Origin of the sequence: Fulvivirga marina, assembly GCF_016775155.1 — a bacterium.
Taxonomy (GTDB): Bacteria; Bacteroidota; Bacteroidia; order Cytophagales; family Cyclobacteriaceae; genus Fulvivirga; species Fulvivirga marina.
In genome coordinates, this window is the sequence record NZ_JAEUGD010000064.1 from 301272 (window position 1) to 314917 (window position 13646).

The following is a 13646-nucleotide window of genomic DNA, read 5'->3' on the forward strand; positions in this document are numbered from 1 at the left end:
TCTTTTTGTTTTGACTTAATCAAGATTCGTCAAGCCTTCTGGCTATCCTAAGATGGGAAAATGCCTCCTTGGTGCTTTGAGATAGAGTTCAAAAGTTTATGACTTAACCAAAGGGGACTCATTCATAATCTTAGTTTGTTGACTGATCGACTCTTTATGGATAATCCTTAAAAGCTTTTCTGTAAACTCTTCGCTTAGCCCAAGTGCAGAGGCAAGACTCTTTCTTTGTTTAATGATAGTGTCCCATCTACTCACCTGTAGGATCGTTACCTGGTTATCTCGTTTGTATTTACCAATTTCTACAGCAATTTTCATCCTGTTACCCAACTTTTGGAATATCTCCTCATCGATTTCATCGATCTGATGTCTTAGTTCGTCTAGTCTTGACATGAACTCTTGATTTTCAGTAGTCTTGCTGCGTACAATCAACTCACTGAGCAAACGGTTGAGTGTGGCGGGAGTAACTTGTTGCTTCGCATCACTCCATGCGCTGTCAGGTGACATGTGACTTTCGATCATCAATCCATCCATTTCCAGATCAAGTGCTTTTTGAGCGATCATACCTAGTAGATCTCTATTACCAGAAATATGGCTAGGGTCGCAAATAATAGGTAGTTCAGGGAATCTACGTTTCAGTTCGATAGGGAACTCCCATTTGGGAACATTACGGTAAGAAGTTTTTTCAAAAGAAGAGAATCCACGATGGATAGCTGCCAGACGCTTTATCCCTGCCTGGTTGATGCGTTCAAGCGCTCCAATCCACAGTTCGAGGTCTGGATTTAGCGGATTTTTTACCATTACAGGTATATCCACACCATTAAGAGCATCGGCAATTTCCTGTACGGAGAATGGGTTTACTGTAGTACGGGCACCAATCCATAAGATGTCAACACCATGCTTTAAGGCTTCTTCGGTATGCTTGGCATTGGCAACTTCTGTTGAAACAGGGAGGCCAGTCTCTTTTCCAGCGGCTTTGATCCACTTTAGCCCCTCTTCTCCAACACCTTCAAAGGAATTTGGCCTGGTGCGTGGTTTCCAGATTCCCGCTCTGAGTACATCTACTTTACCGGTAGCTGCTAGTGAAGTGGCGGTAGAGATTACCTGTTCTTCAGTTTCGGCACTGCAAGGCCCACTGATTATGGCCGGTCGATTGCCTTTAGATAGCCAAGATAGATCGCTGGAGATGTCAAGTTGCTTTTTCATGTTCAATAGTGTTTTTGTTTTCTTCTTTTACTTTACCGTCTAAAATTCTTCTGATATCGTTAGCTTTTGTCATCAGCATATGGATATCTTCTTGTTTGTTATGCTTTAAAAATGTCTTAAAGTCGTGAAGCTGATCAATGTATTCGTCCAATGCGCGTTCGAGATATGCCGAATTGTGCTGGAATATTGGTTTCCACATATCTGGAGAGCTTTTTGCCAGTCTGACTGTTGAACTGAAACCTGACCCTGCCATATCAAATATGTTTTTTTCACTCTCTTCAATATTGAGCACTGTCAGGGCGAGTGCAAATGAACTGATGTGGGAGAGATGAGAAACATAAGCAATGTGTTTGTCATGCTCATCTGCATCCATGTAGTTAAGGTTCATGCCCAGGAGCTTGTATACATTTTCAACTACTATCAGGGCATCACTATCAGACTCATTCTTATTGCAAATAATGCCTGTCTTGTTTTGAAATAACCCTTCTATGGCTGCTTCTGGTCCACTGTTTTCCGTTCCGGCTATGGGGTGTCCTGCTACAAACCGGCCTCTCATTTTATGGTTCTTAACCACTTCACATATTCCTCCCTTGGTAGAGCCAACATCAGTTACTATTTGCGTTTTATCAATATTTTCTAAAATGTCTAAGACAACATGCTTTGCCGAATCTACCGGTATCGAAATAATTATCAGATCCGCTTTGGCCAATGCGACATCCAGCGCTACAATTTCATCTACTAATCCGGACCTTAAGGCCTCTTTGCTATGGACGGGGTTAAGGTCCACACCAAATACCTTTCCGATATAATTCGTCTTTCTGAGGTCTTTAACCATACTTCCGCCAATAAGGCCTATTCCTATTACTGCCATATTCATATCGCTTCTTCCTTTTCCTTTTGCGCTATTTTAAAGGCTTTGATTCTGGTTAATGCCAGGTCTATATTTTGTTCGTTGCTACAAAGTGATGCTCTCAGGTAGCGTTCTCCGTTTTTCCCAAATATCTTTCCGGGAGTAATAAATACTTCTGCATTAAAGATCAGATCGTCTACCAGCTCTTCTACATTGGCTATATGATCGGGGATTCTCGCCCATACAAAGAGTCCTACCTGCTCAGGGTTGTATGTGCATTCCAATAAATCAAATAATTTAAAGATCAGACTTTGTCTTTTTTTGTATTGTTCATTTAGTTCTCTGAACCACTCCTCACCCAAAAGCAAGGCTTTCGCTGCTGCCATTTGAAGAGGGTAGAACATGCCCGAATCTGCATTTGACTTTATACCTAGGATAGTCTCGATATATGATGATTTACCACATACCCAGCCTAGTCTCCAACCAGCCATATTATGTGACTTGCTGAGGGAATTTAATTCCAGAGCCACATCTTCTGCACCTTCTACCTGAAATATGCTAAATGGCTTGTCGATCAGTATTCTGCTATATGGGTTGTCGTTAATGATCAGAAATTTATGTGCTTTGGCAAGTTTTATCAATGCTCTAATTACTTCCATATCTGGTTCCGCTCCTGTTGGCATGTGTGGAAAGTTAATCCACATCAGTTTTACCTTACTCAGGTCCATCTTTTCAATACTTTCGATATTAAGCTGATAGTTATTATCTTCAAGTAAATCATAAACTTCAGTTTTTGCACCCGCTAGCTCTGAAACTGAACTATAGGTGGGGTATCCAGGGTCTGGTATCAAAACGGTATCTCCAGGGTTAATAAAAGCCTGAGTTATATGTGTTATCCCTTCTTTTGAGCCCATTAAGGGCAGTATCTCCTGTTTAGGGTCAAATGATACATCATAAGCAGATTGATAATAGGAACTAATGGCCTCCCTTAGTGTATCAATGCCTTTATAGCTTTGATAACCATGGATTCCCTTGTTGATTGCACCTTGAGTTAGCGTTTCTACAACAGTTTCATGAGGAGCCAGGTCAGGACTTCCGATAGCCATATTAAGGATATCCATGCCCTTATCATTCAGTTCCTTGATCTGACGTAACTTAGAGGAAAAGTAGTATTCCTTTACGCTGTTTAGTCTTTCTGCTTTACTGATGATCATGATTATATGTTATTGATTTAATTCAAATGATGACTTTTTGTATTCTCCGAGCAGGCTAAGTGCGCGGGTTTTTGTCTCCACTTCGGCAAGTGCACTTTGGTACCTGTCATAGTCGGCCCACTCTACATCTATATGGAAGTCGTATTCATATGGGGCCCCAATGATTGGAATGCTTTGGATTTTGGTAAGGTTGACCTCGTTTTCTTTGAAAGCAACCAACACATTAGCCAAACTTCCTACTTCATTTCCAAGTTGAAGCCGGAGAGAGGCCTTATTATTACCCAGGCTTTTATCATCTTCTCTTCCTAGTATCAGAAACCGTGTAAAATTCTGCTTATGGGTCTCAATACCTTCTTGCTTAATTTCCAGATTGTAGAGTTCTGAGCAAATTTTTGATGCGATGATGGCCTTAGAAGTGTCAGATGAAAGTGACAGGTTACGGGCACTTTCAGCGGTATCATTAGACTCTTTACAAGTGGCGTTTAAGTTTTTGTGGATGTATTCCTGACATTGTTGAAGTGCAATTGGATGAGACTCCACAACAGAAATATCTGATATAGCTACTCCCGGGATAGTCATCAGATTCATTTTGATGTTAAGGTAAACCTCCCCAATTACATAAAACCCGTATTCGTGAATTAATGTGTAGTTGCCGAGAATACTACCTGCGATTGAGTTTTCAATAGCCATTAAGGCCTTGTCGGCAATACTGCTCTTTAGAGTATCGCAGAGGCTTTTAAATGTATCACACTCAACGATTTCTATGGTGTCACCAAAATGCTTTAGAGCTGCTGCCTCGTGGAATGCTCCTCTTATGCCTTGTATTGCTATTTTCATTTTCGTTTTGTTGTCGTGTTTAAAACCAGGCAAAAAAAAAGCCCTTCGGTTAAGAAGGGCTTTTAGATGCTATATGTCATTTAGAGTTTACATATACCTCCAGCCCTTCTTCTGTAGATAGAAAAAGAAATAGCTAAAGTATATGGTAAATATGTTGTTCATTTTTTCTCTTGTTGAAACAAATGTAGTTAGATTATTTTCTTAAATGCAAATGAAATTTCAAAAAACAGGAGAAAATTTTTCTGCAACCGTTTGAAATGATAAAAAAATACAAAACAGAAAAAGGCCTCAAAATTTAAATTTTGAGGCCTTTTTCTGTTTTTCCGACTTTCGCCTTATTTTTCGTTGTAAATATGTACATCTCTTTGGGGGAACGGAATAGAGATTCCGTTTTTATCGAATTCAAGTTTTACTCGCTCCTGGAAGTCCCAGTACAGAGCCCAATAGTCGGCTTTGTTTACCCAAGGTCGTACATTGATGTTAACGGCACTGTCACCAAGGCCCGCTACAGATATTACAGGCTCAGGTTCGCTCAGTATTCGTTTATCGCCTTTAACCATGTTTTCTAGTATTTCCTTAGCCTTTTTGATGTCGTCACCATAACCAATTCCAAATACGAGATCGACCCTCCTGGTGTCATTGGCGGAGTAATTTTTAATCGAGTTGTTGGAAAGAGACCCATTAGGAATCACAATCTGAACATTATCCGGCGTAGCCATAACTGTGTTAAAGATCTGTATTTCTTTAACGGTACCAGCGTGTCCGGCGCCTTCGATAAAATCTCCAACCTTGAATGGCTTGAGTGTTAGTATAATTACACCGCCTGCAAAGTTTTGTAGTGTGCCCTGAAGGGCAAGTCCAACGGCAAGACCTGCGGCACCAATGATGGCAACAAATGAGGTCATCTGTATACCCAGAGTAGCTAGAGCACTGAGAATTAGTAGTATGAATAGCAGGTTATGAAATAAGCTTTTAAGAAATGGAGTCAGGGAAGGGTCTGTGTTCCTTTTTTCTAAAAACTTGTTAAAGCTTCTGGTAAGAAACCTGATTACCTGAAGCCCTATTAAAAGAACAAGAACCCCCTTAATAATTGACAAACCTATTTCTGTACCTTGCGTGGCCAGAAACAACTTAAGTTGCTCTATGTATTCCATTTTTGATAAGGTTGATTTGATTAATAAGCTAATTATTCTCTGATAACAAACTTATTTTTCTATTGTTCAAGCCTTTGAATATCTGCGCCTAAACGTTTTAACCTTTCATCAATATTCTGATAACCGCGATCGATCTGCTCAACATTTGATATAACACTTTCTCCATCTGCGGAAAGGGCTGCTATGAGCAATGAAACGCCTGCTCTGATATCTGGAGAAGACATTTTTATACCTTTCAGCTGCTGCTTTCGGTCTAAGCCTATAACGGTAGCACGGTGAGGGTCACATAGAATGATCTGAGCACCCATATCAATCAACTTGTCAACGAAGAATAACCGGCTTTCAAACATTTTTTGATGGATAAGAACAGTGCCTTTTGCCTGAATAGCAGTGACCAGTACGATACTTAAGAGGTCGGGCGTGAACCCTGGCCATGGAGCGTCTGCAACGGTAAGAATGGAACCGTCAATGAATGTATCAATCTCGTAATTTTTTTGCTCAGGAATCAGTATGTCGCCGCCATTGATTTCGAGCTTTATCCCTAGTCTTTTAAATACATCAGGAATAAGTCCGAGATGTTCTACGCCCGCATTTTTAACTGTAATTTCTGATTGGGTCATTGCTGCGAGGCCTATAAAGCTTCCCACCTCGATCATATCCGGAAGAAGCGTATGCACGGTACCTCCCAGAGATTCAACGCCCTCAATAGTCAGTAAGTTAGACCCTATGCCATTGATGTTAGCACCCATTCGAACCAACATTTTGCATAGTTGTTGAATATACGGCTCACATGCAGCGTTATAAATGGTTGTTTTACCTTTAGCTAGCACTGCTGCCATTAATATGTTGGCGGTACCAGTAACGGAAGCCTCGTCAAGATGAATATAGCAACCTTGAAGGTTGGATGCATCAATTTTATAAAAACTGTCCTTTGAAGAGTAGTGGAATTTTGCACCAAGTTTTTCAAAACCCAGGAAGTGTGTATCCAGCCTGCGTCTGCCTATTTTATCGCCTCCCGGTCTGGGAATTTTTGCTGCCCCATAACGGGCCAATAACGGGCCAAGGATCATGATCGAGCCTCTGAGTGAGGCTGCCTTTGTCTTGAATTCATCTGATTCCAGGTAAGATACATCAATTTCTTTTGCTGTAAACCTATATGAATCTGAGTCGAGTTTTTCAACAGAAGCCCCAAGGTCTCCTATAAGCTCGATTAATTTGTTAACATCTCTGATGTCAGGAATCCTGTTTATCGTTACAGGTTCAGGAGTAAGTAGCGTTGCTGCTATAATTTGTAAAGCTTCATTTTTTGCGCCCTGAGGTGTAATTTCGCCTTTGAGCTTCTTTCCTCCTTGGATCTTAAAAGAACTCATTAATTTCTTTTTCTTCTATTTCGGTTGCTACTTTTTCTATCGCTGGGTTTTCCTGATGACGATCTGGTGTTTCGTCGTTTGTTGGAGTAAAGTTTTTCAAACAGGTTATCTTCTTTAACCTTATCCAAGTCAATAGTCAGCTCCCCTTTTGAAATAGATTTAATGTTTTCCAGGATAACTGAATCATCAATGACTTCCTTATTCCAGCTACTGTAGAAGCTTTTCATGAGCTTTCCGATGTAAATGATGGCATCTTCACGTTCGGTAGGGTCCTCTTTTTTAATAGCCTCTTTAATTAATAGCTCGATGTTTTTGCCGTAGTGCTTAAATTTCACATTATGTTTAGAGTAGTCGAGCCTTTTTGGCTTTTTGTTGAGCACTTCCTTTTCGGGTATTGGATAGGGAGCATCTATGTCAAGGTCAAAGTTTGACATGATATATAGGTCATCCCACAATTTTTGGCTTGTTTCAGGTGTTTCCTTAACTGTAGGGGTGACTTGCTTCATCAACTCGATAAGTGTCTCTGCACTTTCACTACGTTTGCTTTTATCCGGAATGGTTCTTATATATTCAACGAGTTTCTGAACGTTCCTTCCGTATTCTCTTAAGATCAAAGGAGGCTGGCTTGTGTTATATTCCATATAATGGTAGTTTATACTCCTAATTAGAGTGTATCTTTAATTTAGCAAAACTAAGTAATAAAGTCTTTTCTCCAAAGTCATTAAAATTTACTTTAGCTTTTCGGTTTGCTCCGCTTTCATCCATTTCCATGACCATGCCATACCCGAATTTGGGATGTTCTACCTTCATTCCTGCTTGTAACCCTGAGGTATCGCTGGGTTCAAAATCAGCAGAAGGTTTGTAACTTGTCTTTCTTACAACAGGCTGTGAAGTGGTTGTCTTCCTCATTCCACTAACAAAGCTTTTGGTGTAATTATTTGTGTCAACCGTGGGTTCTTTCTTGGTGTATTTTTTACTGACTTTGATAAACATGGGGTCTATTTCATCAATAAAGCGGCTTGGCTCGCAGTTCTTTAATCGCCCGAAGCGATACCTTGATAAAGCATATGACATGAATAACTTGTTTTCCGCCCGTGTGATAGCTACATAAAACAATCGCCTTTCTTCTTCGAGGTCGGCACGGCTGCTTAGCATCATTTGAGAAGGGAAAAGGTCTTCTTCCAAGCCAACGATATAAACATTTTTAAACTCTAGTCCCTTGGCCATATGTATGGTCATTAAGGTTACTTTCTCTTCATCGTCGTCTTTGTCATTATCTACTCCGGTGATGAGAGCTATTTCCTGAAGGAATGCGCCTAGAGATTTATCTTCTTTTTCGGGGTCGTCAACATATTCTTTTACAGCATTGAGTAATTCCTGAACGTTTTCATATCGGCTTAGGCCTTCAACCGTTTTATCAGCATATAACTCTTTGAGTATGCCTGAACCTTTGGCTATAAGCGAGGCGGCCTCGTATGCATCTTTGCTTTCAATATCGTATTTAAACCTTTTGATAAGCGCTACAAAATCAATTACAGCGTTAGCTGCCCTTCCGGGGAGAAATGAGCTGATGTTATTTAAAACATCCCAAAGCCCCATGTTGTGATCATTAGCAGCTACTATTATTTTATCTACACTGCTATCACCAATACCTCGCTTGGGGTAATTGATGATCCTTCTTAATGATTGCTCATCATTATGGTTGATTGCAAAACGCAAATAGGCCATCAGGTCTTTGATCTCCTTTCGCTGATAGAAGGAAAGACCACCCACTATTTTGTATTTGATATTCATGCGCCTTAGCGCTTCTTCCATTGCCCTAGACTGGCTGTTAGTACGGTACAGGATGGCGAAATCACTGTTTTTTAATTGATTTTGCATTTTTTCTTCGAAAATCGAAGATGCAACCAGTTTGCCCTCCTCGTTATCCGAAGTGGCTTTTAGCAATTCTATTAAAGTACCATCTTCATTATCTGTCCATACATTTTTTTTAAGTTGAGCTCGGTTTTTATCGATGATGGAGTTAGCTGCGTTTACAATGGTCTTTGTGGATCTGTAGTTCTGTTCCAGTTTAATTACCCGTAGGTCCGAGTAATCCTTTTCGAAATTCAGGATGTTTTGGATATCAGCTCCACGGAAAGCATAAATACTTTGTGCATCATCGCCTACAACGCAAATGTTTTGTCTGACGGCAGATAGTTTTTTTGTGATGAGGTATTGAGAGATGTTGGTATCCTGAAACTCATCTACCATTACATAGTGAAAGCGTTGCTGGTACTTGTTCAATACATCCAGATGGTCTTTGAATAGTACATTGGTGTTAAACAACAGGTCGTCAAAATCCATAGCACCGGCTTTGAAGCACCTTTCGGAATAGATTTTATATATCCGGCCAAGCTCCGGTTTCATGTTGCTTTCATCATCCGCCTTGTATACTGGGTTTCTTAGATACTCTTTCCAAGAAATCAGTCTGTTCTTCGCACCGGAAATTCTATTAAAAACCACATTGGGCTTGTATACTTTATCATCGAGGTTTAGTTCCTTAACAATTGTTTTGATCAATTGCTTGGAATCATCCGCATCATAGATCGTAAAGTTGCTCGGGTAGCCCAGTTTGTCTGCTTCAGCCCTTAGAATACGGGCAAAAACGGAGTGGAATGTACCCATCCAGAGGTTACGGGCTTCAGTACCTACCACTTTTTCAATCCTATCACGCATTTCCTTGGCAGCTTTATTGGTAAAGGTTAATGCCAGGATATTAAAAGGATCAACACCTTTTTTTTCAATCAGATAGGCAATGCGAAAAGTAAGTACTCTTGTTTTTCCTGAGCCGGCACCTGCAATGATCATGGTAGGTCCGTCAGTATTTACTACCCCCTCATACTGCGGCTCGTTAAGGCTTTTAAGATAATCCATTCTCGAACTTTAATCGACACACAATGTAATCCGCAAAGGTCAGAAATAAAATCAATAACCAAACAATTAAACGTCCTCTAATCTGTTAAAAATTCCTCAATATGTATAAAATACCTCCTGAGCTTGATTCTGCCTGATTTTAAATAAGATTAATAAGGCATTGGTGATCTTTTTATTGATAATATATGTTGAAGCACTTTAATGATTTTATCTTTGCAGAATGATTGAACTGGGAAAAGTGTTACTGTCGGATGATATTAAAGATAAGTTCTTTGTATGTAATCTGGAGAAGTGTAAAGGAGCTTGTTGTGTTGAAGGGGACCTCGGGGCTCCATTAGAAGAGGGTGAACTAGATAAACTGACCGAGATATACGAGCATGTGGAACCTTACTTATCTGAGGCTGGAAAGAAAGCCATTGAAGAGCAGGGGAAGTATTTGCTGGATGAGGATAATGAATATTCAACGCCTACAATAGGAGGGAAGGAATGTGCCTATGCTATTTATGATGATCAGGGTATTTTAAAGTGCGGGATAGAACAGGCTTATTTGGAGGGGAAAATAAACTTTAAAAAGCCGATTAGCTGTCATTTATATCCGATACGAGCTGCTAAATATGATGAGTTTGAGGCTCTGAATTATGACAGGTGGAGCATCTGTAACCCAGCTTGTAGCCTTGGGGAAGAACTTCAGGTACCCGTGTACAAATTTTTAAAAGATGCCCTGATAAGGAAATATGGAGAACAGTGGTACAGCGATCTTGTTCAGCTTATTGAAGAAGAACAGTAGTTATACCAGCCACTTTGATCATTTAATAGGAGCATAGAATGCAAACCTAACGGCCAGTATATTGTCATTGTTGCCACTATCCCCGAGAGAAGAGATGTTGTCCAGATAGTCCGTAAGTGTATTGTAAAATCCGGTTTGTAGTGATACCCCATACTGGTTTGGGAGCAGATAAATCACTCCAATGTTGGTAGGGAGCATGAGTGACTCTTGCCGGTAGGTTTCCTGACCTGCCCTCGTCTCAGGCAGGTCAGCTAGATTGTTGCCTTCACTATCTTTAGGAGTGAATCGAATCATACCAATGCCCTGGCTAATATATGCTATAAGATTCTTCTTTTTTATGATGTTATACTGCAGGTCGTAGTTAATGTAGAAGAAATTAGTCTTGACAAACCTGTTAGGGGTAGGGAGGGGTGTTTGGTTGGAGTCAAAAGTAAAATTACGATCTTCTCCATTAAGAGTTCCTCCTCCAATATTAATGTTTCCGTTTAGCTTTTTCTTTTTGTTAAGTCTTAAGCCTACATGGATTGATGAGGTATATTTCTTTTTACCCTCAAGGTCCCCATGATATGCATTTACACTTGTGCCTATGTGGAACCACATACTGGTAGTGTCCTGGGCATTGCAATATACCGTACTTATTAGTAATAAGGTGAGAGCGAAGTATTTCATGCTACATTATTATTCCAATGTCAAAGTAACGCCAATCGAATTAAAAAGCTACTTGATAACAGTATTTAGATGAAAAAGATAGGGACGGACAACAAAAAAAAGCTACCCAAATTCAATTGAGTAGCTTTATATTTTTCTTATGAGCTATGATCACAGATCAGAGAAGTCGAAAGTCTCGAGGAATTTTGTGGTGAATTGACCTTCCTGAAACTGTTTGTCATCCATAAGTTTTAAATGAAAAGGAATGGTTGTTTTTATTCCTTCGATGACAAATTCTGACAATGCACGTTTCATCCTGGTAATTACTTCTTCTCTTGATTGGCCGCTTACAATGAGTTTGGCAATCATAGAGTCGTAGTTAGGAGGAATGGTATAGCCAGCGTATACATGACTATCCACACGAACACCATGTCCACCAGGCATGTGCAGGTTAGTGATCTTACCAGGAGAAGGACGGAATCCATTTGCAGGATCTTCTGCATTGATCCTACACTCCATGGCATACAGGTTAGGGAAATAATTCTTTCCTGATATTTCTATACCTGCAGCAACTTTGATCTGCTCTTTGATAAGATCGTAATCTGTTACTTCTTCTGTAATTGGATGCTCAACTTGAATCCTTGTATTCATTTCCATGAAGTAGAAATCTCCATGCTTGTCTACAAGGAACTCAACGGTACCGGCACCTTCGTATTTAATGGCTTCAGCGCCTTTAATGGCAGCAACACCCATTTTTTCACGAAGTTTTTGGGTCACAATAGGAGAAGGTGTTTCTTCTACGAGTTTTTGGTGTCTTCTTTGGATAGAACAATCACGTTCTGACAAGTGACAAACTTTTCCATTCTTATCTCCTACAACCTGGATTTCAATATGTCGAGGTTCTTCAACAAATTTTTCAAGGTAAAGACCATTGTTACCGAAAGCTGCTGCAGACTCTTGTCTTGCGTCATCCCATGCCTTTTTAAATCCTGCTTCATCGTTCACGATACGCATACCACGGCCACCACCACCAGCGGTTGCTTTAAGTATTACAGGATATTTAATTTTTTTGGCAATTTTCATTCCCTCTTCCACGCTTTTTAAAAGCCCTTCAGAACCTGGAATAGTGGGTACGCCAGCTTTTTTCATGGTAGCCTTTGCTGTGGCCTTATCACCCATTTTATTGATCATGTCTGGAGATGCACCAATAAATTTGATACCATATTCCTGGCAGACAGCACTGAATTCAGCGTTTTCTGCCAAAAATCCGTAACCAGGGTGGATAGCGTCAGCGTTGGTAATTTCTGCTGCGGCTATTAGGTTAGGAATGTTCAAATATGATTCACTACTTGGTGCTTTTCCGATGCAGACGGCTTCGTCTGCAAATCGCACGTGAAGGCTGTCTTTGTCAGCAAGAGAATAAACTGCAACGGTTCTAATATTCATCTCCCTGCAGGTCCTGATTATTCTCAGTGCGATCTCTCCTCTGTTGGCTATTAATATTTTTTTAAACACAGTAATCTTGTTTAGATTTACGATTAATTATTAAAGCTGTCCGTTAAGGATTCTCTCTTAGAATCGTAAATTATCAGGACGGATCAACAAGGAATAGTACCTGGTCGTATTCTACCGGAGAAGCATTGTCTACCATTACTTTCACAATAGTACCTGATACTTCTGATTCGATTTCATTGAAAAGCTTCATGGCCTCAATGATACAAACAGGTTGTCCTTTTTCAATTTTGTCACCTACGGCAACAAATGCAGGAGAGTCTGGGTTAGGTGACCTATAGAATGTTCCGATCATGGGTGACTTTACTTCAACATAGTTAGAAGTATTTTCCGCCTTTGGAGCTTCACTACCTCCTGCTGATGGAGCTGGTGCCGCTTGTTGAACAGGGGCAGCTACAGGCACTGGTTGAGGAGCAATTGCCGGAGCACTGGCTTCTACTATGCGTGTCTGTACTTCAGCATCTCTTTTTACAGAAAGCTTTAGCTCTTCGGTTTCTATGTTTACCTCATTAAGTCCCGTTTGGGAAATAAAGTCAATAAGGTCTCTGATTTCTTTTGTCTTCATATGGAGAAATTTTCTTCAGTTGTTTATTCCTTTACTCTTTCTGAGTATGAGTTGGTTCTTGTGTCAATTTTAATTTTATCACCTTCATTGATAAATAGCGGCACTTGAATTTCAGCTCCTGTTTCTAGTGTTGCAGGTTTTGTTGCGTTGGTTGCAGTATCTCCTTTTATGCCAGGCTCAGTGTAAGTAATTACTAACTCTACAAAAGCAGGTAATTCTAGTCCGATGATTTTTTCCTCTTCAGCATGGTATAGGATGTCTACTTCCTGACCGTCTTTAATAAGGCCCGTGTTTTCGATCAAGTCTTCATTAACTACCGCTTGTTCAAAGGTACTGCTATCCATGAAGTGATAACCAAGATCATCCTTATATAGGAATTGGTGTGGTCTTCTTTCAATTCTTGCAGTAGTGATCTTATGTCCGGCAGAAAACGTATTTTCTACCACCTTGCCAGTAGTAAGGCTTTTTAACTTTGTTCTTACGAAAGCTGGTCCTTTACCTGGTTTAACATGTTGAAACTCTACAATTGTGTAGAGTCCATTGTTATACTCCAAGCATAAACCGTTTTTAAAATCGGCGGTTGTTGCCAT

At 40.2% G+C, this 13646-nt stretch carries 13 protein-coding genes; 1 reads left to right on the forward strand and 12 read right to left on the reverse strand.

Going from position 1 to position 13646, the window contains the following annotated elements; genetic code table 11:
• Nucleotides 1–96: 96 nt before the first annotated feature.
• From JMN32_RS20175 to JMN32_RS20210, 8 genes are all read right to left on the reverse strand, one after another.
• Nucleotides 97–1203, reverse strand: coding sequence for a chorismate mutase (locus JMN32_RS20175; RefSeq protein WP_202858179.1), 1107 nt, complete (start codon nucleotides 1201–1203; stop codon nucleotides 97–99).
• Nucleotides 1187–2074 (reverse strand): prephenate dehydrogenase, encoded by an 888-nt coding sequence (locus tag JMN32_RS20180; RefSeq protein ID WP_238354555.1) that lies wholly within the window; start codon nucleotides 2072–2074, stop codon nucleotides 1187–1189. The genes JMN32_RS20175 and JMN32_RS20180 overlap by 17 nt, the downstream gene beginning before the upstream one ends.
• 2 nt (nucleotides 2075–2076) lie before the next feature.
• Complete coding sequence (locus JMN32_RS20185) at nucleotides 2077–3267, reverse strand: pyridoxal phosphate-dependent aminotransferase (protein ID WP_202858181.1); 1191 nt, start codon at nucleotides 3265–3267, stop codon at nucleotides 2077–2079.
• 9 nt (nucleotides 3268–3276) lie between these two features.
• Nucleotides 3277–4104 (reverse strand): prephenate dehydratase, encoded by an 828-nt coding sequence (locus JMN32_RS20190; protein WP_202858182.1) that lies wholly within the window; start codon nucleotides 4102–4104, stop codon nucleotides 3277–3279.
• Between the two features lie 335 nt (nucleotides 4105–4439).
• Nucleotides 4440–5258 carry a mechanosensitive ion channel family protein gene (locus JMN32_RS20195; RefSeq protein WP_202858183.1) on the reverse strand — a complete coding sequence of 273 codons (819 nt, stop codon included), beginning with the start codon at nucleotides 5256–5258 and terminating at the stop codon, nucleotides 4440–4442.
• Nucleotides 5259–5317: 59 nt separating this feature from the next.
• On the reverse strand, nucleotides 5318–6628 hold the full coding sequence (gene murA, locus JMN32_RS20200; protein WP_202858184.1) for a UDP-N-acetylglucosamine 1-carboxyvinyltransferase: 1311 nt from the start codon (nucleotides 6626–6628) through the stop codon (nucleotides 5318–5320).
• Complete coding sequence (locus tag JMN32_RS20205; RefSeq protein ID WP_202858185.1) at nucleotides 6628–7269, reverse strand: DUF4290 domain-containing protein; 642 nt, start codon at nucleotides 7267–7269, stop codon at nucleotides 6628–6630. Before JMN32_RS20205 ends, murA begins: the two co-directional genes overlap by 1 nt.
• A gap of 19 nt (nucleotides 7270–7288) precedes the next feature.
• The gene (locus JMN32_RS20210) at nucleotides 7289–9544 is read right to left on the reverse strand and encodes an ATP-dependent helicase (RefSeq protein WP_202858186.1); all 2256 of its coding nucleotides are present in this window, start codon (nucleotides 9542–9544) and stop codon (nucleotides 7289–7291) included.
• A 220-nt stretch (nucleotides 9545–9764) separates the two neighbouring features.
• Between JMN32_RS20210 and JMN32_RS20215 the strand changes: the two genes are divergently transcribed.
• Entirely contained in the window at nucleotides 9765–10331 is a 567-nt protein-coding gene (locus JMN32_RS20215) for a DUF3109 family protein (protein ID WP_202858187.1), read from the forward strand.
• 18 nt (nucleotides 10332–10349) lie between these two features.
• On the opposite strand, the gene JMN32_RS20220 is transcribed toward JMN32_RS20215, so the two are convergent.
• The 4 genes from JMN32_RS20220 to efp all read right to left on the reverse strand — a co-directional run bounded on the left by JMN32_RS20220 (nucleotide 10350) and on the right by efp (nucleotide 13646).
• Nucleotides 10350–11000, reverse strand: a complete 651-nt coding sequence (locus tag JMN32_RS20220; RefSeq protein ID WP_202858188.1) for a hypothetical protein — start codon at nucleotides 10998–11000, stop codon at nucleotides 10350–10352.
• A 150-nt stretch (nucleotides 11001–11150) separates the two neighbouring features.
• Entirely contained in the window at nucleotides 11151–12494 is a 1344-nt protein-coding gene (gene accC, locus JMN32_RS20225) for an acetyl-CoA carboxylase biotin carboxylase subunit (RefSeq protein WP_202858189.1), read from the reverse strand.
• A 73-nt stretch (nucleotides 12495–12567) separates the two neighbouring features.
• Nucleotides 12568–13056 (reverse strand): acetyl-CoA carboxylase biotin carboxyl carrier protein, encoded by a 489-nt coding sequence (accB, locus tag JMN32_RS20230; RefSeq protein WP_202858190.1) that lies wholly within the window; start codon nucleotides 13054–13056, stop codon nucleotides 12568–12570.
• Between the two features lie 23 nt (nucleotides 13057–13079).
• Nucleotides 13080–13646, reverse strand: coding sequence for an elongation factor P (efp, locus tag JMN32_RS20235; protein WP_202858191.1), 567 nt, complete (start codon nucleotides 13644–13646; stop codon nucleotides 13080–13082).